Annotated in this window: 19 protein-coding genes and 1 riboswitch; of the genes, 4 read left to right on the top strand and 15 right to left on the bottom strand. The window is 71.3% G+C overall.

What is annotated here, in order from left to right; all coding sequences use genetic code 11:
- Positions 1-54 precede the first annotated feature (54 nt).
- The 3 genes from OHS71_RS29825 to OHS71_RS29815 form a co-directional block, all read right to left on the bottom strand.
- Positions 55-1,227 carry an ArsA family ATPase gene (locus OHS71_RS29825; protein ID WP_328482414.1) on the bottom strand — a complete coding sequence of 391 codons (1,173 nt, stop codon included), beginning with the start codon at positions 1,225-1,227 and terminating at the stop codon, positions 55-57.
- Between the two features lie 60 nt (positions 1,228-1,287).
- Positions 1,288-1,752, bottom strand: a complete 465-nt coding sequence (locus tag OHS71_RS29820; RefSeq protein ID WP_328482413.1) for an SRPBCC family protein — start codon at positions 1,750-1,752, stop codon at positions 1,288-1,290.
- A 151-nt stretch (positions 1,753-1,903) separates the two neighbouring features.
- Positions 1,904-2,659 carry a metallophosphoesterase family protein gene (locus tag OHS71_RS29815; protein WP_328484687.1) on the bottom strand — a complete coding sequence of 252 codons (756 nt, stop codon included), beginning with the start codon at positions 2,657-2,659 and terminating at the stop codon, positions 1,904-1,906.
- A 383-nt stretch (positions 2,660-3,042) separates the two neighbouring features.
- Between OHS71_RS29815 and OHS71_RS29810 the strand changes: the two genes are divergently transcribed.
- On the top strand, positions 3,043-4,839 hold the full coding sequence (locus OHS71_RS29810; RefSeq protein ID WP_328482412.1) for an AMP-dependent synthetase/ligase: 1,797 nt from the start codon (positions 3,043-3,045) through the stop codon (positions 4,837-4,839).
- 28 nt (positions 4,840-4,867) lie between these two features.
- Here the strand turns inward: OHS71_RS29810 and OHS71_RS29805 are convergent, their stop codons facing one another.
- Entirely contained in the window at positions 4,868-6,454 is a 1,587-nt protein-coding gene (locus OHS71_RS29805; RefSeq protein ID WP_328482411.1) for a GMC oxidoreductase, read from the bottom strand.
- A gap of 118 nt (positions 6,455-6,572) precedes the next feature.
- Complete coding sequence (locus tag OHS71_RS29800; protein ID WP_328482410.1) at positions 6,573-7,715, bottom strand: glycosyltransferase family 4 protein; 1,143 nt, start codon at positions 7,713-7,715, stop codon at positions 6,573-6,575.
- Between the two features lie 78 nt (positions 7,716-7,793).
- Here OHS71_RS29800 and OHS71_RS29795 point away from each other — a divergent pair, with 78 nt between their 5' ends.
- On the top strand, positions 7,794-9,029 hold the full coding sequence (locus OHS71_RS29795; protein ID WP_328482409.1) for a glycosyltransferase 87 family protein: 1,236 nt from the start codon (positions 7,794-7,796) through the stop codon (positions 9,027-9,029).
- Between the two features lie 93 nt (positions 9,030-9,122).
- Here the strand turns inward: OHS71_RS29795 and OHS71_RS29790 are convergent, their stop codons facing one another.
- From OHS71_RS29790 to OHS71_RS29770, 5 genes are all read right to left on the bottom strand, one after another.
- Complete coding sequence (locus OHS71_RS29790) at positions 9,123-10,349, bottom strand: hypothetical protein (RefSeq protein WP_328482408.1); 1,227 nt, start codon at positions 10,347-10,349, stop codon at positions 9,123-9,125.
- 39 nt (positions 10,350-10,388) lie between these two features.
- Positions 10,389-11,411: a C40 family peptidase gene (locus OHS71_RS29785; RefSeq protein WP_328482407.1), complete on the bottom strand. Its 1,023-nt coding sequence runs from the start codon at positions 11,409-11,411 to the stop codon at positions 10,389-10,391.
- A 199-nt stretch (positions 11,412-11,610) separates the two neighbouring features.
- Positions 11,611-12,651, bottom strand: coding sequence for a C40 family peptidase (locus OHS71_RS29780; protein WP_328482406.1), 1,041 nt, complete (start codon positions 12,649-12,651; stop codon positions 11,611-11,613).
- A 211-nt stretch (positions 12,652-12,862) separates the two neighbouring features.
- Positions 12,863-14,206, bottom strand: a complete 1,344-nt coding sequence (locus OHS71_RS29775; protein WP_328482405.1) for an NYN domain-containing protein — start codon at positions 14,204-14,206, stop codon at positions 12,863-12,865.
- 70 nt (positions 14,207-14,276) lie between these two features.
- Positions 14,277-14,516 (bottom strand): hypothetical protein, encoded by a 240-nt coding sequence (locus OHS71_RS29770; RefSeq protein WP_328482404.1) that lies wholly within the window; start codon positions 14,514-14,516, stop codon positions 14,277-14,279.
- 173 nt (positions 14,517-14,689) lie between these two features.
- Here OHS71_RS29770 and OHS71_RS29765 point away from each other — a divergent pair, with 173 nt between their 5' ends.
- A complete protein-coding gene (locus tag OHS71_RS29765) occupies positions 14,690-15,475 on the top strand; it encodes a rhomboid family intramembrane serine protease (RefSeq protein ID WP_328482403.1) in 786 nt (261 codons plus the stop codon).
- On the top strand, positions 15,472-15,753 hold the full coding sequence (locus tag OHS71_RS29760) for an Lrp/AsnC family transcriptional regulator (RefSeq protein WP_020129992.1): 282 nt from the start codon (positions 15,472-15,474) through the stop codon (positions 15,751-15,753). Before OHS71_RS29765 ends, OHS71_RS29760 begins: the two co-directional genes overlap by 4 nt.
- A 32-nt stretch (positions 15,754-15,785) precedes the next feature.
- On the opposite strand, the gene OHS71_RS29755 is transcribed toward OHS71_RS29760, so the two are convergent.
- From OHS71_RS29755 to qcrC, 5 genes are all read right to left on the bottom strand, one after another.
- On the bottom strand, positions 15,786-17,147 hold the full coding sequence (locus OHS71_RS29755; RefSeq protein WP_328482402.1) for an aminotransferase class V-fold PLP-dependent enzyme: 1,362 nt from the start codon (positions 17,145-17,147) through the stop codon (positions 15,786-15,788).
- Positions 17,148-17,327: 180 nt separating this feature from the next.
- Positions 17,328-17,444, bottom strand: a riboswitch (SAM riboswitch).
- A 76-nt stretch (positions 17,445-17,520) separates the two neighbouring features.
- On the bottom strand, positions 17,521-18,585 hold the full coding sequence (gene trpD / locus OHS71_RS29750; RefSeq protein ID WP_328482401.1) for an anthranilate phosphoribosyltransferase: 1,065 nt from the start codon (positions 18,583-18,585) through the stop codon (positions 17,521-17,523).
- A 153-nt stretch (positions 18,586-18,738) separates the two neighbouring features.
- A complete protein-coding gene (gene qcrB, locus OHS71_RS29745; RefSeq protein WP_328482400.1) occupies positions 18,739-20,385 on the bottom strand; it encodes a cytochrome bc1 complex cytochrome b subunit in 1,647 nt (548 codons plus the stop codon).
- Entirely contained in the window at positions 20,382-21,455 is a 1,074-nt protein-coding gene (gene qcrA / locus OHS71_RS29740) for a cytochrome bc1 complex Rieske iron-sulfur subunit (RefSeq protein ID WP_328482399.1), read from the bottom strand. The genes qcrB and qcrA overlap by 4 nt, the downstream gene beginning before the upstream one ends.
- The gene (qcrC, locus tag OHS71_RS29735; RefSeq protein ID WP_328482398.1) at positions 21,452-22,264 is read right to left on the bottom strand and encodes a cytochrome bc1 complex diheme cytochrome c subunit; all 813 of its coding nucleotides are present in this window, start codon (positions 22,262-22,264) and stop codon (positions 21,452-21,454) included. Before qcrC ends, qcrA begins: the two co-directional genes overlap by 4 nt.
- Between the last annotated feature and the right edge of the window lie 53 nt (positions 22,265-22,317).

Raw genomic sequence — 22,317 nt, 5'->3', positions numbered from 1 at the left:
CGAGGCCTGATGACGGCTCGTCCCTACGACGTTACCCGAACGGCGGAACGTCGTTCAGTGCGTCTGCGGCCAGAGTCCGGGATCCGGCGCGAACCGCACGCGCAGCTCGCCGTCGCGCAGGGCCGCGCCGTCGACGGCGCAGCGGCGCAGGACGGAGGGCAGCGCGACGATGCGGCGGAACGGACCGGCGGTGACGACGAGTTCGTCGCCGCGCCGGACGAGGTCGAGCTCGTCCCGTACGGCGCCGGGCAGCGGAAGGTGCCAGACGAGCACGCCGTCCTGCGCGAGCCGGTCGGTGACGGGCCACTCGACCGGGGAGGCCGCCGGGTTGACGGCGGGCACGGCGAGCGCGGCGAGGTCGTCGGCGCCGCGGGGGTCGTGCCCGAGGTGGGCGACGGGACGGGCCGCTTCGCCCCATTCGCCCAGGGCCTTGCGCTGCTGGGTGACGAGCCGGCCGAGCGGACCGTCGTCGGCCGTCTCCGGCAGCACCCGGTTGGCGACGAGCGACTCGACGGGCAGGGCGCGCAGGGCGAGGCCGAGGCGGGCGTCGCGGACGGCCTCGGCACCGGCCGGTCCCGGCTCGGCGACCAGACGCACGGCGGTGCCGGGGTCGGCGAGGACGGCTTCGACGGCGGCCAGTTCCAGGTCCCAGCGGGCGGTCGTCTCGTAGAGCCACTCGGCGGGCATCGGCACCCCGGCGAGCCGGCCGAGCATGGGGCGCAGGGCGCGGGCGGCCTGGCGTTCCGGCGGGAGCAGCCGGCGCAGGTAGCGGCGCAGCTCCTCCGGCAGCGCCAGCAGGGCGAGGGCCTGCGGGACGGGCGGCAGATCGACGACGAGCAGTTCGTGCAGCTCACCGCCGTCGGCGAGGGCGGCGTCGCGCAGGGCGCGCAGCAGGGTCAGCTCCTCGGCGCCGGGGAGGGGGGTGACCTCCTCCGGGTCGAGCCGGGAGGCGCCGAGCAGGTCGAGGACGGTGGAGGCACGGTCCTGGAATCCGGCGAGGTCGTCCCGGAAGCCTGCGGTGGCGTCGGGGCGCCAGGCGGTGAGGTTCGGGGCGACGGTGACGGGCCTCGCCCCGGTCCGCGCTCCGAGCGCCGCGCCGAGGGTGTCGGTGCGGTCGGCGCTGAGGACCAGGGTGCGGGTGCCGTCCGCTGCCGCGCGCTGTGCGGTGGCGGCCGCCACGGTCGTGCGTCCGCTGCCGCCGGGGCCGGTGATCAGGATGGTGCGCATGAGGGTGAACCGTAACGGAGGGCGGGCAGGTCCCCGACCTCCGTCTTCCGGGTGCCCGGTCTACTTCTCGGTCGCCGCGGGGCCGCTCTCGCCCGACTCCACGCGCTTCTTCAGTCCTGCCAGCGCGCGGTCGATGATGACCTTCTCCGCCTTGCGCTTGATCATTCCCAGCATGGGGATCTTGACGTCCACGGTCAGCCGGTAGGTGACCTCGGTCGCACCCGCGCCGGCCGGCTTGAGGAGGTAGGAGCCGTCGAGCTGACGCAGCATCTGGGACTTCACCAGCGTCCAGGACACCTCGTGCTCTCCGGTCCAGGTGTAGCCGAGGACCTGGTCGTCCTTGATGGCGCCGGCGTCCATGACCAGGCGGACCTGCTCGGCGCGGCCCTGTCCGTCCGTCCCGAGGACCTCCGCCTGCTTCACCTCTCCGGTCCAGTCCGGGTAGCGGGCGAAGTCGGCGATCACCGCCATGACCACGTCCGGTGCCGCCTCGATCGTGATGCTCGAGCTGGTGTGTTCCGCCATCGCCGTGGCTCCTCCGGATGCGGGCCGGTCAAGGGGAGAGAAGAGGACACCGTGCGCCAGCCGCCGCGCACGTGTGTGCAGCGTGAAGGCTACCGCGCGGTCGGCCTGCCCCCTTCACCCGGAGTCGCAACGGCGGCCGGACGGCGCCGGGTCACCACTCCAGCGCCCATGGCTTCCCGCTGCCCGCGAAGTGGCCCACGTTCACGCACTCCGTCGCGCCGACCCGCATCCGGGGGGCGAGCGGCTGGTGTACGTGCCCGAAGAGCGAGTAGCGGGGCCGGGTGCGGCGGATGGCGTCCAGCAGTGCCCGGCTGCCCCGCTCGAAGCGGCGGGCCACGGTGTCGTAGACGAGCTCCGGCACCTCCGGCGGGATGTGGGTGCACAGCACGTCCACCTCGCCCACGGCCTCGATCTTCGCCGCGTACTCCTCGTCGCTGATCTCGTAGGGCGTGCGCATGGGGGTCCGCAGGCCGCCGCCGACGAAGCCGAAGACCCGGCCGCCGATCTCCACCCGCTCCCCGTCCAGCACGGTCGTGCCGGGCCCGGCGAACTCGGGCCACAGCTGCGGCATGTCGACGTTGCCGTAGGTCGCGTACGTCGGGGTGGGGAACGCCGGGAACAGCTCGGCGTACTGCTTGCGGACCGCCTGCTCGATCAGCGCGGCCCGGTCGCCGCCGATGCCGCCCCACAGGCGGGCGCCGAGCTCGCGGGCCTCCTCGAAGCGGCGGGCGGTGCGCAGTTCGACGATGAGGTCGGCGTTCCGCTCGCCGAAGAGGTCGGGGAAGATGCCGCGGGAGTGGTCGGCGTAGTCCAGGAACAGGACCAGGTCGCCCAGACAGATCAGCGCGTCCGCGCCCTCTCCGGCCCGGGCCAGATCGCGCGCGTTGCCGTGCACGTCGCTGACCACGTGGATGCGTGTCCTGCGGTTTCCGGGCGGTGTGGATGCCATGTCGATCAAGGGTAGGCGTGTGCGGCATACGTGAACAGTGGCGACCGGGATACCGGTTACTGGCCAGTCAGTAAAGCGGTGGACTACTGTCGACCGGGAACCACCAGTCTGTGTGACGCAGCGAACATCTCGTCGGACCCCCCTGTCGAAGAAGCCATACCGGCGGGTAACGTCCGGGCAGTCCAGTCGTACTCAGGATTTCAACCACCGAGATCACCGGTATCCGCCGAATCTCCGGTACCCACGAGACCCACCGGGATCCTGAGTGCAGTCCGAGCCTTGGACCGCACCGTCGCATCGCACAACGTCGTGGCGCCGGCGCCCTATGAGGAGCAGCAGTTTTGCGCGAGTTCAGCCTTCCGGCTTTGTACGAGGTCCCTGCGGACGGCAATCTGACCGACATCGTCCGCAGAAACGCCGCGCAGCATCCCGACGTCGCCGTCATCGCCCGCAAGGTGGACGGCGCCTGGCAGGACGTGACGGCCACGGCCTTCCTGGCCGAGGTGCACGCGGCCGCCAAGGGCCTCATCGCCTCCGGCGTCCAGCCCGGCGACCGGGTCGGCCTGATGTCGCGCACCCGCTACGAGTGGACGCTGCTCGACTTCGCGATCTGGTGCGCGGGCGCGGTCACCGTCCCGGTGTACGAGACCAGTTCCCCGGAGCAGGTGCAGTGGATCCTCTCCGACTCGGGCGCGACCGCCGTCGTCGTCGAGCTGGACTCTCACGCGGCGGCCGTGGAGTCGGTGCGCGACTCCCTGCCGGCGCTGAAGCACGTCTGGCAGATCGAGGCCGCGGGCGTCGAGGAGCTCGGGCTGCTCGGCAGGGACGTCTCCGACCAGGTCGTCGAGGAGCGCAGCTCGCAGGCACGGGCCGACGACCCGGCGACCATCGTGTACACCTCCGGCACGACCGGCCGGCCCAAGGGCTGTGTGCTCACCCACCGCAGCTTCTTCGCCGAGTGCGGGAACGTGGTGGAGCGGCTGCGCCCGCTGTTCCGCACCGGCGAGTGCAGTGTGCTGCTCTTCCTCCCGCTCGCGCACGTCTTCGGCCGGCTGGTGCAGATCGCCCCGATGATGGCGCCGATCAAGCTGGGCACCGTCCCGGACATCAAGAACCTCACCGACGAGCTGGCGTCCTTCCGTCCGACGCTGATCCTGGGCGTGCCGCGGGTCTTCGAGAAGGTCTACAACTCGGCGCGCGCCAAGGCGCAGGCGGACGGCAAGGGCGCGATCTTCGACAAGGCGGCGGACACCGCGATCGCCTACAGCAAGGCGCTGGAGCTCCCGGCGGGCCCGCCCCTCGGCCTGAAGATCAAGCACAAGGTCTTCGACCGGCTGGTCTACAGCAAGCTGCGCGCGGTCCTCGGCGGCAGGGGCGAGTACGCGATCTCCGGCGGCGCCCCGCTGGGCGAGCGCCTCGGCCACTTCTTCCGCGGCATCGGCTTCACCGTCCTGGAGGGCTACGGCCTGACGGAGTCCTGTGCCGCCACCGCCTTCAACCCCTGGGACCGGCAGAAGATCGGCACGGTCGGTCAGCCGCTGCCCGGCTCGGTCGTGCGGATCGCGGACGACGGGGAGGTGCTGCTGCACGGCGAGCACCTGTTCAAGGAGTACTGGAACAACCCGGGCGCGACCGCCGAGGCGCTGGCCGACGGCTGGTTCCACACCGGTGACATCGGCACCCTCGACGAGGACGGCTACCTCCGGATCACCGGGCGCAAGAAGGAGATCATCGTCACCGCGGGCGGCAAGAACGTCGCGCCGGCCGTGATCGAGGACCGGATCCGGGCGCACGCGCTGGTCGCGGAGTGCATGGTGGTGGGCGACGGGCGGCCGTTCGTGGGCGCGCTGGTCACCATCGACGAGGAGTTCCTGGGCCGTTGGGCTTCCGACCACGGCAAGCCGGCGGGCTCGACCGCGGCGTCGCTGCGCGAGGACGCCGACCTTCAGGCTGCCATCCAGTCGGCGATCGACGACGGCAACGCCGCGGTCTCGAAGGCGGAATCGGTGCGGAAGTTCCGCATTCTCTCCTCCCAGTTCACGGAGGACTCGGGCCACCTCACGCCGTCCCTGAAGCTCAAGCGCAATGTCGTGGCGAAGGACTACGCGAGCGAGATCGAGGCGATCTACGCCAAGTAGCGCACGCCGGAGCTCTGCCGACCGGGCGTCATGGCGCGGTGTCCTCCACGAGGACCCGCGCCATCGTGCGTTCGGCGAGCGCGGTGATGGTGACGAACGGGTTCACCCCGATGTTGCCCGGCACCAGTGAGCCGTCGGTGACGTACATCCTCGGGTATCCCTTCACCCGGCCGTAGTCGTCGGTCGCCTTCCCCAGCACACAGCCACCGAGCGGGTGGTAGGTGAAGTCGTCGGCGAAGACCTTGCTGGACGAGCCGAAGAGGTCGTAGCGGTAGATGGTGGAGTTCGCCGCGTTGATCCGGTCGAACAGTTTCTTGGCCATGCCCGAGGAGACGGCGCTCTGCGCGGCGCTCCAGCCGAGCTTCACCCCGCCCGAGGCGGCGTCGTAGGTGAACGCGGCCCGTTGCGGGTTCTTGGTGATGGCCAGGTAGAGGCTGACCCAGTGCTCGAGTCCCGTGGGCAGCGGGGCGATCTCCGCGAAGACGGGGTTGGCGGTGTTCGCCCAGTCGTCGATGCCCATGACCGGCATGGTCGATTGGTTGGCGCCGACGGTGTCCCACAGGTGGTTGGCCCGCCCCAGCATCACGTTCCCGTTGTTGCCCCAGCCCGCCCCGACGGACGCGTCCAGGGCGGGCAGCGTGCCGGTCTCCCGGGCCCGGACGAGGAGTTCGCTGGTGCCGAGGCTGCCGCCGCCGAGGAAGAGGTACGTACAGCCGTACTGCTTGGTCTCGACGACCTTGCCGGTGACGTCGATGCGGTCGGCGGTCAGGAGGTAGGTCCCGTCGCTCGCCCGGCTGATGCCGCGCACCTTCTCCATGGTGTGGATGGTGACGTTCCCGGTGCCCAGCGCCGCGGCGAGATACGTCTTGTCGAGGCTCCTCTTGCCGTAGTTGTTCCCGTAGATGACCTCCTGTCCGAGGGCGGATCTGGGAGCGGTGCCCGCGGCCTCGCGCTGCATGTGGTCGAAGTCGTAGACGCTCGGCACGAAGGTGGTCCGCAGGCCGGTGTTCGCCGCGTGCTTGCGGGAGACGCGCGTGAACTTGTACCACTCGGTCGATTCGAACCAGGCGGGGTCGATGCTGTTGACGCCGAGCATGGCGCGGGCCCGCGGGTAGTACGTCGCGTACATTTCGTTCGCGTCGACGGTGGGGAACTGCTCGGCGAAGTAGGACTGGAGCGGGGTGACCGCCATGGAGCCGTTGACCAGGGAACCGCCGCCGACGCCGCGGCCCACGAAGACGGACATGTTGTCGAAGTGCACGCGGTCCAGGACGCCCGGGTAGAGGCTGATGTCCCTGTTGACGAGGTCCAGCCACAGGAAGGTGGCCAGCGGCGCCTCGGTGCGGGTGCGGAACCACATGGACCGCTGGTCGGGGCCGGCGGTGTTGCAGAAGATCTTGCCGTCGGCGCCGGCCGTGTTCCACAGCCGGCCCATCTCGAGGACGAGGGTGCGGATGCCGGCCTGGCCGAGGCGCAGGGCGGCGACGGCGGCGCCGTAGCCGGAGCCGACGACGACGGCGGGGGCGGATTCGACCGCCGCGGGCTCCGCCGCGCGGGCCGACTGGAGGCCGACGCGGCTGAAGCCGAGCGTGGCGGCCGTCTGGAGGGCGGCCATGCCCAGGATTTGACGTCTTGTCAGCTGACTACCAGTCATCTGACGCTGTATCAGTTTTGCTGTCATGTGCGCAGCATCGGCGGATTTTCCCCTTCCGCCTAGGGCGCGGAGGGAAAAGCTAGAGCAACGTCTTCAACTTCTCCGCCAGCAGGTCCCACCGCCACTTCTCCTCCACCCAGGCGCGCCCCCGCTCCCCCATCCGGCGCCGCAGTTCGGCGTCCCCCAGCAGGGCGACGATGCGCTCGGCCGCGTCCGCCGGGGAACCGCCGCGCACGACCCATCCCGTCTCCCCGTCGAGCACGGCGTCGGGCGCCCCGCCCGAGTCCCCGGCGACGACCGGCAGCCCGGTCGCCGACGCCTCCAGGTAGACGATCCCGAGCCCCTCGACATCGAGGCCGCCGCGCCGCGTCCGGCAGGGCATCGCGAAGACGTCCCCCGCGCCGTAGTGGGCGGGCAGCTCCGACCAGGGCACCGACCCGGTGAAGCGCACCGCGTCCGCCACCCCGTGCTCCCGGGCGAGCCTGCGCAGGTCCTTCTCGTAGGGCCCGCCCCCGACGATCAGCAGCACCGCCTCCGGCTCGGCGGCCAGGATCCCCGGCATCGCGCGGATCAGGGTGTCCTGGCCCTTGCGCGGCACGAGCCGCGAGACGCACACCACCACCGGCCGGTCGGTCAGCCCGAGCCGCGCCCGGACCTCCTCCCCCCCGGATCCCGGATGGAAGACCTTCTCGTCGACACCCGGCGGCAGCTGCACCATCCGCCCGGCCGCCTGCGCGCTCAGCGCGCTCGCGATCCGCGAGCGGGTGTACTCGCCGAGGTAGGTGATCGTGTCCGTGCTCTCCCCGATCCGGGCCAGCAGCCGCCGGGCGGCGGGCAGCTGCGCCCAGCCCGCCTCGTGCCCGTGCGTGGTGGCCACCAGCTGCTCGGCGCCCGCCCTGCGCAGCGCGGGCGCCATCAGACCGAGCGGCGCGGCCGCCCCGAACCACACCGACGTACAGCCGTGCTCCCGCAGCAGCCCGACGGCCCGGCGGGTCGCCCCGGGCGTCGGAAGCAGCATCGTCGTGGAGTCCCGTACGACGGTGAAGGGCTGCTCGGCGTCGAAGCGGGCCGTCGCCTCGACGCCCTCGCGGGACCGCTTCCAGGTGGACGCGTAGACGACGAGTCGGTCGGGGTCGAGCCGGAGCGCCATGTTGTGCAGGAACGCCTGGATGCCGCCCGGGCGGGGCGGGAAGTCGTTCGTCACGATCAGGGTCTTGTGCATCGCAGCCGACCCTATCCAAACGCTGTTCACAGCCGCGCCCGAGCGCGCCTCACAGCCCGGCGGGAGATCATGTGCGCCATGGAGACGACGGCCGCGCGGCAGCCCCCGACCTGTCTGCTGACGACCTGGGGCGTGACCAGGCTCGCGCTGCTGCTCCTCGTCTTCAAGGTGCTCCTCTTCCCCGGCCCGGACGTCACCAGCGACGTGTCCGTCACCTACCGGGGCTGGTACGAGGTGCTGAGCACCGGCACGTTCCCGGCCGCCGACGTCACCTGGCAGTACCCGCCCGCCGCCGCCCTCGCGATCCTGTCCCCCGCCCTGCTGCCCTTCCTCGACTACGCGTCGGCCTTCTTCGTCCTGGCGTTCCTCGCCGACCTGGCCGTCCTGATGCTGCTGCTGAACACGGGCCTGCGCCCCGGCCGGTCGCTGCGCGGCGCCTGGACGTGGGCGGCGGGCCTGCCCCTGCTCGGCCCCACCGTCTACTCGCGCTACGACGTGATGGTGACGGCGGTCGCGGTCGCCGCGCTGGTCGCCGGCGCCCGGCATCCCCGGCTGATGGGTGCGCTGACCGGCTTCGCCGTGCTGCTGAAGGTGTGGCCCGCGCTGCTGCTCACGGGGGCCGTGCGCGGGCGGGCCTGGGCCGCGGCGGCGGTGACCGCCGGTTCCCTGGCCGCGGTGTCCGCCCTCGCCGCGCCCGGTGCCTTCGCCTTCGTCACCTTCCAGCGCGACCGGGGCACCGAGGTGGAGTCGCTGGGCGCCCTCACCCTGCATGTGGCCCGGTGCTTCGGCTGGCCGGGCGAGGTACTGCTCAACTACGGCTCCCCGGAGTTCCTCGGCCCGTACGTCGGCGTGGTGAGCGACGTGGCCGTCGGTCTGACCGCGCTGGCGTTCGGCTGGCTGCTGCTGTGGCGGCTGAGGGCGAGACGTTTCACGCCGCGGACGCTCCCGGAGGCGGCGTTCACGGCGGTCCTGCTGTTCACCGTCACCAGCCGTGTGATCAGCCCGCAGTACCTCGTGTGGCTGATCGGTCTCGCGGGGGTCTGCCTGTGCTTCCGCGCCGGGACCATGACGCTGCCCGCCGGACTGGTGCTGGCCGCGTCCTTCGTGACGGTGCTGGAGTTCCCCGTCTTCTTCGCGGACGTCGTCGCGAGCCGCATGCTCGGCGTCACGCTGCTGTTCGTGCGCAACGGCCTGCTGGCGGGCGCCGCGCTCACCGCGGCCGTCCGGCTGTGGCGCTCGACGGCGCCGCGGCCCGACCCGGCTCCCCCGTCCGGTCGGGCCGCCCGCGCCGACGAGCCCGCGGTCTCCCCCTGAGCCGGGGCCGGGCCCGCCGCAGCCACCACCCCGGCCGCCGGGCACCGGACGTCCGTCGACCGGCCGGCCCCGGCTGCCCGGCCGGTCGGCGGCTCAGGCGAGCTGCGTGCGCAGGTAGTCCTGCCAGTCCCCGGTGAACCGCGCCAGGGAGGTGCCCAGCACGCTCCTCAGCGCGTCCTCCACCGCCCCGTCCCGCTTCCCGTGCGCCCCCACGGCCCGGTAGAACGCGTCGAGCCTCACCTCGCCCCACCGCTCGGCGATCATCCGGCAGGCCAGCCAACCGCCCTCGTACGCCTTGGACAGCCGGTCCGCGTCGCCGGAGAAGCCGAAATCGCCGTCGCCCGGCAGCGCCGCCGGGACGGTCCCGCCGGTGACGTCGTGCTGGAGTTCCGGGGCAGCCTCCGCGGGAGTGCGGCCGGTGCCGCGGTAGCCCACCCAGTCGGCGTACCCCTCGGACAGCCACAGCGGGGTGGCCGCGCCGGTGTGGGCGCGGGTGGCGACATGGGTGGTCTCGTGGGTGAGCACCACCTGCCGGCCGACCCGGCCGAGCATGCCGTACGCGTCCGGGTTGACGATGATCCGGTCCGCGGGCGCCCCGGCCCCGCCGCCCGTCTCCCCCGTCGTGACGGCCGCGATCCCCCGGTAGGACGAGGAGGGCGAGCCGAGCAGGCCCGCCATGCCGTCCAGCGACCTCGGCACGAGGACGACGACGTGCCCCGCCCAGTCCGTGCCCCAGGCCGCCGAGACCGCGGGGACGGCGTCGTCGGCCAGCTCGGCGAAGGACCGCAGCCGTTCGCCGGACTGCCCGACCCCCAGCACCAGACTGTGCGCGCCCCGCACGACGCTCACCGTGCCCTGGTCCCAGAGCTGCTCGCCGGTCTTCGCCGCGGGTCTGTCCGAGGTCACCGACCACCGGCCGGTCCCGTCCCGGGCCAGGCGCAGAGTGCGGGCCGTGGTCACCGGGGCCTTGTCGTAGCCCTCGACGCGGTAGCTGAGTTCGGCGTCGGCGGTGGCGGTGTCCCCGCTGCGGCGCACGGCCTTCACCCGGTACGACCAGGCGGCCCACGGAACGGCTCGCACGGCGGCGTACCCGGAGGCGGCGCCGGTGGCCGCGAAGGCGCCCGGGTCATGGCCGAGGACCGCGGCGGCCCGCCGGTCGAGGACCCGCTGCACATCGGCCCGCGCGTGGTCGGGTGCGGCGCGCCCGCCGCACCCGACCAGCGCGACGAGCAGGCAGACGAGCGGAGGGACCAGCAGCGGGACGCGCAGCAGAAACGGCCCCCGGACCCCGGGTCCACGCGCCCGCCCTCGACCAGCCATCGCCTCGATCGTACGGCGGCGGGGCCGCGCGGGCTCCGCTCAGGGCCTGGTGACGGACGACACCGGCATCATCCCGACCGGGTCGTAGCGCACCGGCGCACCCGGGTAGGGGGCGTGGACGACCTGCCCGTTGCCGACGTACATGCCGACATGGCTGGCGTCGGAGCGGTAGGTGACGATGTCGCCGGGCCGAGCCTCGGAGAGCGGAACCCGCCGGCCCGCGTGCGCCTGGGCCTGCGAGGTGCGCGGCAGCGAGACCCCGGCCTGCGCGTACGACCACTGCACCAGGCCCGAACAGTCGAAGCCGGTGGGCCCGTTGGCGCCCCAGACATACGGCTTGCCGAGCGCGGAGCGCACCGCCGCGACGGCGGCTCCCGCGCGGCCGGAGACGGGGACGGCGCCCGAGAGGCCCTGCATGTCGTCGCGGCCGGAGCGGGAGGCCCGGTCGTAGGCGGCGCGTTCGGCGGACGGCAGGGCGTTGAGCAGCTGCCGCGCCTTGGCGAGCTTCTGCTCCACGGTCCGTTTGTGGCTCACCACGGCCTTGCGGCTGCGCTCCAGCTCGGCGAGCTTGGCGGTGGCCTCGGCGCGCTCCTGGGCGAGTTCGCGCAGGGCGCCCTGGAGTTCCCTCAGCTCGCCCGCCTGGTGCGCGGTGATCCGGTCGAGGACGGAGGCCTTGGCGAGGTAGTCCTCCGGGTCGTCGGAGAACACCAGCGCCAGGGAGGGGTCGAGGCCGCCCGAGCGGTACTGGGCTCCGGCCAGCGAACCGAGCTGGTCGCGCAGGTCGTTGACGCGCTCCTGCTGCCGGGCGATGTGGTCCTGGGCCGCACCGACCTGCCCCCGCAGGGTGTCTGCGCGCTCGTCGGCCGTGTTGTAGGCCTCGGTGGCCTTCTCGGCCTCTTCGTAGAGACGGTCCACCTCGGCACGGGTGTCGTCGTGCGGAGCGGCTGTGGCCGGTACGGCGGACACGGCGCCGAGTGCGGCGGCCGCGACGGACAGCACGCTCAGGGCGCTGGAGGCGCCCCGGTCGAACCCGGACTGTGCAAGGCGGCGATGGGACCCCACGGGAAGCCGCGCTCCTTCCACTGGCGGACAGGAAACGCGGCAGACAGTAGCCCCGGTGTGGGGGGTGGGCCAAAGACCTCGGCGGCAACACACAGTGACGCCCCGCCGCTGACGCAGGTCACCGGCGGGGCGTGGGGTCACTTCTCGTTGTCACGATTCGCCCGTTCGGGCGGGCGTCGTGTCCCGATCCGGGGGCGGATCAGACGCGGACGCCGAACATGAAGGGGCCGCCGATCGTGCTCATCGACTCGTAGCGGACGACCGTGCCGGTGCGCGGGGCGTGGATGATCTGGCCGTTGCCCGCGTAGAGGCCGACGTGGTGCAGGTCGTTGAAGAAGAACACCAGATCGCCGACCTTGAGGGCGCTCTGGGAGTAGATGCGCGTCCCGTCGTTGGCCTGCGCCTCCGAGGTCCGCGAGATGCCGACGCCGGCCTGCGCGTAGGCCCAGGAGGTCAGGCCCGAGCAGTCGTACGTGGCGGTGCCGGTGGCGCCGTACTGGTAGGGCTTGCCGAGCTGGCTCTGCGCGGCCTGGAAAGCGGCCATGGCGCGGCCGGAGCCGGTGGGGGCGTCGCCGAGGTCGACACGGTCGCCGGAGTCCCGGCTGGCGCGGGCGTCGGCGGCGGAGAGGGCGGCCCGCTCCTTGGCCGTCAGCGTGTTGAGGAGCTTGCGCGCCTCGGCGAGCTTGGCCTGGACTTCCTTCTTCTTCTTGCCCAGTTCGGTACGGGTGGTGGCGAGGTCCTTGAGCTTGCCGGAGGCCTCGGTGCGCTCCTGCGCCAGCTCGCGCTGCTTCTCCTGGATCTTCTTGAGCGCCTCGACCTGCTGGGCGCTCAACTGGTCGGCGGCGGACGCCTTGTCCAGGAAGTCGTCCGGGTTCGAGGAGAGGAGGAGCTGGAGGGACGAGTCTATGGACCCGGTGCGGTACTGGGCGGCGGCCGCCAGGCCCATGGAGTCGCGCAGCTCGTTGAGGTCCGCCTGCCCCCGGGCCACGTTGTCCTGGATGGTGGAGATCTCCTTCTGGAGCTTCTCCTGCTTCTGCTGGGCCCCGTTGTACTTCTCGGTGGCCTGCTCCGCCTCTTCGTAGAGCTTGTCGACCTTGCTCTTGACCTCGTCCTTGGTGAGCTTCTCGCTGGGCGCCGCGTTGGCGGCCTGCGAGCTCAGTACGACGGCAGCGGCGGCTGCGGTGGTCAGCACGGTCACGCGCGCGCGACTCGGCTGCTTCGGTCGACGGTGGGACGCCACGGAGACGGGCTCCTTCTTTTGAGTGATCACCCGTTTGGAGATTCGAGCCCCGACCTTAGTGACCTCGCCGTGATCAGTTCAAATCCTCAGAAGAAAAAAACACATCACGCAACGCAGTTTTTTCATGTAACTCACGTGCAGTCATGCTCGATTGACCCTACGTTGCGTGACGATCCCGCCAATTCGGTCATTAAACACGGAACTTCGCCGTTCAGGACAGTCGCTTCAGAAGTACCGCGGAAGCCACCGGTCGGGCACCCGCCTTCGCGATGCCGTCGGCCACCTCGCGGTCGGTCGAGGCGACGATGACCGGCCGCCCGGGCGGCTCGGCCCGCACCAGCTGACGGATCAGCTCGTCGGCCGTGACACCGGGCTTGGAGAACAGCACCCGCACCCCGCGCGGCGGCGCGAGCAGCACCGGAGCGGCCAGCTCGGCCCCGTCGAAGACGCAGGTGACCTCGGCGCCGGTCTGTGCGGCGAGCTGCGAGAGCTGCCCGAGCAGCCTGAGCCGCTGCTTCTCCAGGGGCATCTGCGGATAGCCGGTCTTGGTGACGTTGTAGCCGTCGACGACGAGATGGGCCTGCGGCAGCGCGAGAAGCTGGTCGAGAATGGCCGGATCGTTCTCCGAAAGGGCGCGCGTGGCGATGTCCTTCGGGGTCATCCGCCCCGGTTCGACCGCGTCGACGGTCTCCGCCGGACGCACCGACACCGGCGGCAACGCCAGTTCCCGCCGCAGCCCCTGGGCCGCGTCGAGCACGGTGTCCAGCAGCAGCCGCACCCGCATGTCCTCGACGCTGCGGCCCTCGCGCGCCGCCCTCCGGGTGGCCTCCAGCGCCGCCTCCACCTCCGCGAGCCGCCCCTTCAGCCGCCGGGACTCGCTCTCCGCGGCGGACACCTGGACCTGCCCCTCGGCGCGCACGGCCTCCAGCTCGGCCCGCACCTTGCGCAGCGCGGCCTCGCCCCGCTTGACGTCACTGAGGGCCGAACGCAGCTTGCGGTGGGCCGACTCGGCTTCCTTCTTCGCCGCTTCCAGTTCGGTCCGCAGCGACGCGGTGTCCGTCCGGGTCTGCTCACGGGCGCGGTCGAGATCCTCGCGCAGCCGCTCCAGTTCGGCCCGGCTCTCCTCGCCGGCGCGCTCGGCGTCGGCCCGCTGGGCCTCCTCGCCGGCCGCGGTGACCAGCTTCACCCAGCCGGTGGGCCGCAGCACGTAGGCCGCGGCCGCCACCTCGTGCGGGTCCGCGGCCGGGGTCGGCGAGCCGGCATCCAGAGCGCCGGCCAGTTCCGGCTGGGCCTCTCTGAACTTCTCGGCGATGCGCTGTCTGAAGAGCGGATCGGTCTCCAGCGCGGCCGCCATCGCGTTGCCCGCGAACTTCGCCCGCCGGTTCGGCGCGAACCGGGCGTACTGGCGCAACTGGGCGGGCAGCTCGGTGACGGTCAGCCCGCCGAAGCCGTCGGAGACGATCTGTACGACCCTGCGCCGCACGCCGTCCGGCAGCGGACGGTCGAGCATCTCGGCGGCGCCGTCGCCCGGCCCCCCGCCTGCGCTCTCCACCATCCGTCACACCCCAATACTGTGCGGGGCCTCCCACGCTCTCGTCTTCGCTCGAGCGGGAGGACGCCCGTCGTCAGGAACCGGCGCCCGGCCGATCCACGAGTTCCACCTGGTCCACGGCGTTGCACCAGCGGCACCGCACCGATTCGATGGTCTCATCGACCACCTCGCGCTCCTCGATCTTCGGCTCACCGGCGAGGTCGAGGTGCACGTACTCGACGACCTTCGAGGAGCGCGTCACGTCGAAGCGCGTGAGGTTGCCGCAGAGCGTGCAGCGCCACCGCGTCGTGGCGGTCGGCAGGGGAACCGTCATCGTGGCTTTCCGCTTCCTTCTCGTGTCGTGCTCGCTGTCACCGCGGTCGGGCCGGAGGCTCCCCCGCGTGTATGGCTCGTAACCCTACGGCCTGGCGGGTACTCGCCGCCCACCCGTCCACGGCGGCGAGGCGGCCCACGGGAGTGCGTCCCGTTACGTCATGCTCTGTACCCATGATCAGCAACTGGAACGGGACGGTCGGCAGGGCGGTCCGGAACACCTCCGCGCCGGTGACCTACGGACTCATCGCCCTGTGCTGCCTGGTCTTCCTGATCGGCCCGGCCTCGGGCTTCAACGCGGCCTACGGCACCGGCGACGAACTGGCGGCCGCGCAGCGCGCCTACTTCCGGCGCTGGGGCGTGGTCCCCGGCGAGCTGTTCGAGGGCACGCCACGGGCCGTCCTGACCCCGGCCACCGCCCTCTTCGTGCACGGCAGCTGGGTGCACCTGCTGGGCAACATGCTCTTCCTCTACGTCTTCGGCACGATGACCGAGGACCGGATGGGACGCGTCGAGTTCACGCTCTTCTACACCGGCTGCGGCTACCTGGCCCTGCTGGGCTACGCCGCCGCCAACGCCGGGTCCGCGCAGTCCCTGGTGGGAGCCTCCGGGGCGATCTCCGCGGTGCTCGGCGCCTTTCTGTACCTGTTCCCCCGGGCGCGGGTCACCAGTCTCCTGCCGTTCCTGTTCTTCCTGCCGCTGCGGTTCCCCGCGTGGGTCGTGCTGCCCTGCTGGGCGGCCCTGCAATGGGCGGCGGCGGGGCGGGCCGCCCAGGGGCCCGGGGTGGCCTACCTGGCGCACCTGGTGGGCTTCGCGCTGGGACTCGGCTACGCGTGGGCCCGTTTCCGCGACGACGAGGGCCCGCAGGGCCGCCCGGGGAAGGCGGCGGCGAGAAGGGGGCGGGCGACTAGAGTGAGGGCCGCCCCAGCTCCGGCCCCCGAGGGAGAGAACCAGCCGTGATCACCGCGATCGTCCTCATCAAGACCAGCGTGGACCGGATCCCCGAGATCGCGGAGCGGATCGCTTCGCTGGACTCCGTGAGCGAGGTCTTCTCGGTCACCGGGACGTACGACCTCATCGCCATGGTGCGGGTGAAGGAGCACGAGGACCTGGCGGAGGTCATCCCGGGCAGCATCAGCAAGATCCCGGGAGTCGAGGGGACCGACACCCACGTGGCGTTCCGCACGTACTCGCAGCACGACCTGGAGGCGGCGTTCGCGATCGGGCTGGACTCCTGACCCGCTGACCACCGCCTCCCGCGGACCGTCGCTCAGACCGCGGGGACGCAGCGGCCGTCCTCCGTGCGGTACCGCCACTTCGCCCCGTCGCTCACCAGTTCACGGACCGCCGTCACGAAGCGCTCGACGTGCTCGTCCGGGGTTCCCGCGCCGAAGCTCACCCGGATCGCGTTGAGGGACCTCTCGCCGGGCGCCGCCTCGGGGGCGCCGCACTCGCCCTGGGTCTGCGGGTCGCCGCCCAGCAGCGTGCGGACCAGGGGGTGGGCGCAGAAGAGGCCGTCACGGACACCGATGCCGTACTCGGCCGAGAGGGCCGCGGCGAAGTGGGAGCTGTTCCAGCCCTCGACGACGAAGGAGATCACGCCGACCCGCGGGGCGTCGTCGCCGAACAGGGACAGCACCTTCACCTGCGGGACCTCGGCCAGCCCGGCCCGCACCCTCGCGATCAGGCGCTCCTCCCGCGCGACCAGGTTCTCGAAGCCGGCCTCGGTGAGCGCCTTGCAGGCCGAGGCGATCGAGTAGGCGCCGATCACGTTCGGGGAGCCGGCCTCGTGACGGGCGGCGCTCTCGTGCCACTCCACGTCCACCCCGCCGTCCTCGCGCCGCGTGACCTTACGGCTGGCGCCGCCGCCCGCGAGGTACGGGTCGGCCGCGACCAGCCAGTCGGCGCGGCCGGCCAGGACGCCGGCGCCGAAGGGCGCGTACAGCTTGTGTCCGGAGAAGGCGACCCAGTCGACGTCCAGGTCACGGACGGAGACCGGGTGGTGCGGGGCCAGCTGGGCGGCGTCCAGGACGATCCGGGCGCCGTGGGCGTGCGCCGCCGCCGCCAGCTCGCGCACCGGCCACAACTCGCCGGTGACGTTCGAGGCGCCGGTGACGCAGACCAGCGCCGGGCCGTGCGGGTCGCGGGCGGCCAGGGCGCGCTCCAGGGTCTCGACGGCCTGGCGCGGGGTGCGCGGGGCGTCGAGGTAGGTGACCCGGGCGTCCTTCCAGGGCAGCAGCGAGGCGTGGTGCTCGGTCTCGAAGACGAAGACCTGGCAGTCGGCCGGGAGGGCCCGCGCCAGCAGGTTGAGGGAGTCGGTCGTCGAGCGGGTGAAGACCAGCTGGTCGTCCGGACGGCAGTCGAGGAACTCGGTGACCGTGCGGCGGGCGTTCTCGAAGAGGTCCGTGGAGAGCTGGGAGAGGTAGCCGGCGCCGCGGTGGACGCTGCCGTAGTACGGGGCGTAGGCCGCCACGTCGTCCCAGACGCGCTGGAGGGCGGGGGCGCTGGCCGCGTAGTCGAGCGCCGCGTAGGCGACCGTGCCGCCCGTCACCAGCGGCACGGTGACATCCCGGCCGAGAACGGGCAGCTGGGCACAGATCGTACGGGTGGCGGCAGCGGTGGGGACAGACATGGCGAACTCCCGTGAGAGGCAAGGGGGAACCACCGTGCGAGCGGGCATGGCTCGAGCACGGGGGAAGGTGAAAGGGGTGTGCGGAGGCGGGGCTCTACGCCCTATCGCATTCGCTTGCTCACGGAAGGCTCCCTCGAACGACCAGGACCCCTGGCGGTGCTCACTCGAAAGAGTGCGAGGGGTCCGCGCTTGCCGTAGACCTCGCTGCCTACGGCCTGGTCCTCACCCGGGGCACCCCGCCACGGACGGAGGGTTGCCGGACAGTCGGCCGGGGCCTCATGACTGTCACTCATGACCTGGTACAGGAACGTACGTGAGGTGATCGCCGTCCCGCAACCCGTGTCCGGATCGCGGGACGGCGAACTGTGGACCGCTACGCGTTGCTGGCGGCCACCCAGCGCTCCAGGGCCCGCTTGGCCGCGCCCGAGTCGATCGACTCCGTCGCCCTCGCCATACCGGCCCGCAACTGCTCCGCAAGGGTCCCGGTGCCCGGCTCGAGCGCCACCAGCGCCGCCGCCGAGTTCAGCAGCACGGCGTCCCGCACGGGTCCCGTGTCGCCCTCCAGGAGGCGGCGGGCGACCTCCGCGTTGTACGAGGGGTCCCCGCCCCGCAGCGCCTCGACCGGCACCAGGTCGAGGCCGACGTCACGCGGGTCGAAGGTCTCCTCGGCGACCTTGCCGTCGCGCACGACCCACACGTGGGAGGTGGCCGTGGTGGTCAGCTCGTCGAGGCCGTCGTCGCCCCGGAAGACGAGGGAGGAGTTGCCGCGCTCGGCGAAGACGCCCGCGACGACCGGCGCCATGCGCGGGTCGGCGACCCCCACCGCCTGGGCCCGTACCCGGGCCGGGTTGGTCAGCGGGCCGAGCACGTTGAACACCGTGCGGATGCCCAACTGGCCGCGCGCCGCGCCCACGTGACGCAGCGCCGGATGGAACTTGACCGCGAAGCAGAAGGTGATCCCGGCCTCCTGGGCCACCTCGGCCACCCGCTTCGGGGTCAGCTCCAGATTGACGCCGAGCTTCTCCAGGACGTCCGAGGCGCCGGACGCCGAGGACGCTGCCCGGTTGCCGTGCTTGACGACCGTGGCACCGGTGCCGGCCACGACGATCGCCGACATGGTGGAGATGTTGACCGTCTTCGCGCCGTCGCCGCCCGTGCCGACGATGTCGACGGTCGGTCCCGGCACCTCGATGAGGTTGGCGTGCTCGTACATGGCCCGGACGAGACCGTTGATCTCCGCGACGGTCTCGCCCTTGGCCCGCAGCGCCACCACGAACCCGGCGATCTGCGCGTCGGTCGCCTCGCCCCGCATGATCCTGTCCAGCGCCCAGAACGTGGCGTCCGCGTCCTGGTCACGGCCGTACAGCAGGCCGTTCAGCACCTCGGGCCAGGAACGGTCCGCCGCGGTGTCGCCTCCAGCGGGGGTCACAGCGCTCATAGCCGCTCCTGCGTGTGTCGTCATGTGTCGTTCGTCCGCTGTGTGACGCGGAACAGGGTGAACCCCACCCTATCCAGCCCGTGGGCACGGCAAAGGGCCCCGTCCGAAGACCGGACGGGGCCCTTCTCCTGCGGCGTGGCGACGCCTCAGCGATCAGTGGTGGCCGTGGCCGCTCGTGATCTCCTTGTACTCCTCCACGGAGGGCTTCGGAATCTGCTGGTCCTCACCGAAGTAGGCCTCGCTGATCTTGGCGCGAAGCTTCTCCTTGCCCTTCACCTTGCGCTCGACACCGTTCGCGTCGACGGAAGCGCCGATCGCGGCCGGCTGGTACTGCTCGTGCGCCGTGAGGGTGTGCAGCTGCTCCTGGCTGAGCGGCTCGTGGATCTCGATGAACTCACCGTGCGGCAGGCGCTTGATGGTGCCGGTCTCGCGACCGTGCAGCACCTTGTCCCGGTCCCGGCGCTGGAGGCCGAGGCAGATCCGCTTGGTGAGGATGTACGCGATGACCGGTCCGACGAAGAAGAAGATCCGGACGAACCAGGTGATCGAGTTGATCGACAGGTGGAAGTGCGTGGCCCACAGGTCGTTGCCGCCGCCCACCAGCGTGATCATGTACATCGTGACCCAGGCGACGCCCAGGGCCGTACGGGTGGGCGCGTTGCGCGGACGGTCCAGGATGTGGTGCTCGCGCTTGTCGCCGGTGACCCAGGACTCGATGAACGGGTACAGGGCCAGCGCAGCGAGGACGACGCCGAACAGCACCAGCGGGATGAACACGCCCAGGACGAGCGTGTGACCCCAGAGGTTGATCTCCCAGCCCGGCATGAAGCGGATCAGGCCCTCGGCGAAGCCCATGTACCAGTCGGGCTGGGCGCCGGTGGACACCTGGTCCGGACGGTAGGGGCCCATGGCCCAGATCGGGTTGATCTGCGCGATGGCCGCGATGGCCGCGATCACACCGAAGACCAGGAAGAAGAAGCCTCCGGCCTTGGCCATGTACACCGGCAGCAGTGGCATGCCGACGACGTTCTTGTTGCTCTTGCCGGGACCCGCGAACTGCGTGTGCTTGTGGTAGAAGACCAGGATCAGGTGGCCGACCACCAGGCCGAGCATGATGCCCGGCAGCAGCAGGATGTGGATCGAGTAGAACCGCGCCACGAAGTCGTGGCCCGGGAACTCTCCGCCGAACAGGAACATCGAGATGTACGTGCCGACGATCGGCATCGACAGGATCGCGCCCTGCGTGAAGCGGACACCGGTGCCGGAGAGCAGGTCGTCCGGGAGCGAGTAGCCGGTGAAACCGGTGAACATGCCCAGGACGAACAGCAGGAAGCCGAACAGCCAGTTGATCTCACGCGGCTTGCGGAACGCGCCCGTGAAGAACACGCGCATCATGTGCACGAACATGCCGGCGAGGAAGATCAGCGCCGCCCAGTGGTGGATCTGCCGGATGAGCAGACCGCCACGCACGTCGAAGGAGATGTGCAGCGTCGAGCTGAACGCCTCCGACATCAGCTGTCCCTGGAGCGGGACGTAGCTGCCGTGGTACTCCACCTCGGTCATCGACGGGTGGAAGAACAGCGTCAGGTACACACCCGTGAGGATGATGATGATGAAGCTGTAGAGGCAGACCTCACCCAGCATGAACGACCAGTGGTCGGGGAAGATCTTGCGCATGTTGGCCTTGGCCAGGGAGTAGATCCCCAGCCGGCCGTCGGCCCAGTCGGCGATCCGCTCGCCGGCCGGCGCCTTCCCGCGGTCGCGGGACTCGTTGCTCGCGTGGTTCTCAGTGGTGCTCATCCGCGCTCCCAGAATGCAGGACCGACGGGCTCCTCGAAGTCGCCGAGCGCTTCGAGGTAGCCCTCGTCGTTCACGCCGATGCGCAGCTGCGGCAGGGCGTGACCGGCGGGACCGAAGATCACTCGGGCACCGTCGGAGAGGTCGAAGGTGGACTGGTGGCAGGGGCACAGCACGTGGTGCGTCTGCTGCTCGTACAGCGAGATCGGACAACCGACGTGGGTGCAGATCTTCGAGTACGCCACGATGCCCTGGTAGGACCAGTCGAGTTCCTGCTTGTCCTTGATGTTGTCCGGCTGGAGCCGGACGATCATCAGGGCAGCCTTGGCGATCTCGTTCTGGAACTCCTCGTCGTGCTCCTCCAGGCCCTCGGGCTTGGCGAAGGTGAGCGAACCGACGGCGACGTCCGACGGACGCAGCGGCTCGTTCGTGTTCATGTTGACGAGCAGCTTGCCCTTGGCCCACAGCGTGTGACGCAGCTTGTCCTCGGGCAGCGGGCCGAGGTCGCGCAGCAGCACGACACCGGACAGCGGCACCAGGGCCATCGCGCCGAACATCGTGTTGCGGATCAGCTTGCGACGGCCGAGCCCGGACTCCTTGGCGCCCTGCGCGAAGTCCGCGTGGACCTTCGCCCGGACCTCGGGGGGCGCGGCGATCGGGTGCCGCTCGTCGGCGACCTCCACGTCGGACATCAGGGTGCGGGCCCAGTGGACCGCGCCGGCGCCGATGGTGAACAGCGCCGTGCCCAGCGTCAGACCCAGCGCGAAGTTCAGCGCGCTGAGGTGGCCGATCGGGAACACGAAGATCGACCTGTCGGCGGGGATCGCCACGTACGAGGCGATGAAGCCGACCGTGGCGAGCATCGACAGCGTGAACAGGAAGGCGACCGCACGCTCGGACCGCTTGGCGGCCCGCTCGTCGATGTCCTGGACGCGGTGCTCGTGCGGCGGGAGACCGGGGTCCGCGAACGGGTTGTGCTCGTCCGCGACGCCCACCGCACCGTGACCGTGCTCGTTGTGTCCTGCGGACTGCTCGGCAGGCAGGTTCTCTTCTGGAATGTTGTGGCTACTCATGACTTCTTGGCCTTTGCGGTCCGAGCGGCGACCCAGACGGCGACCGCGATCAGGGCACCGAGACCGAAGATCCAGGCGAACAGGCCCTCGCTGACCGGCCCGAGGCCGCCCAGCTCCAGACCGCCCGGGTTGTCGGTGTCGTCGCTGTTGACCGCGTGCAGGTACGCGATGATGTCCTTCTTGTTCTGCTCCGACAGGGTGGTGTCGGGGAAGGAAGGCATGTTCTGCGGGCCGGTCTGCATGGCCTCGTAGATGTGCTTCGGGTCCACGTCCTCGAGGGTCGGAGCGTACTTGCCCTTGGTGAGGGCGCCGCCCTTGCCGGTGAAGTTGTGGCACTGCGCGCAGTTGGTGCGGAACAGCTCACCGCCCTTGGCGATGTCCGCGCCCTCCGGGCCGTACTCGGCGTCGGTGGGGACGGACGGGCCGGCGCCCAGGGAGGAGATGAACGCGGCGAGCTGGTCGATCTCGGCCTGCGTGTAGATGACCTTCTTCTTGGGCACCTGGGGGCCCTGGGAGGTAGCCGCGGGCATGCGCCCGGTGCCGACCTGGAAGTCGACCGCCGCGGCGCCCACGCCGACCAGGCTCGGACCGTCGGAGGTCCCCTGACCGCCGGCGCCGTGGCAGCTTGCGCAACCAACGGCGTAGAGCTTCTTGCCCTCGTCGATGGTGAGGGACTGGGCGGTGTCGTCTGCCTGCGCGTTGCTCGCGGGCGCGAACGCGGCGTACAGCCCCCCAGTGGCCGCCAGCGCGAGGAGTAGGACGACGAGCGCCGCCAGCGGATGGCGTCGTCGTGCGGAGAGCTTTTTCACGGATTACCCCGGTGTCAGGATCTTCTGCGTCGATGCGTGGGATGTGCGGGAGC

The organism is Streptomyces sp. NBC_00377, assembly GCF_036075115.1.
Lineage (GTDB): Bacteria > Actinomycetota > Actinomycetes > Streptomycetales > Streptomycetaceae > Streptomyces.
Note: the sequence above shows the minus strand (reverse complement) of the source record. Positions and strands in the feature narration are given on the sequence as shown.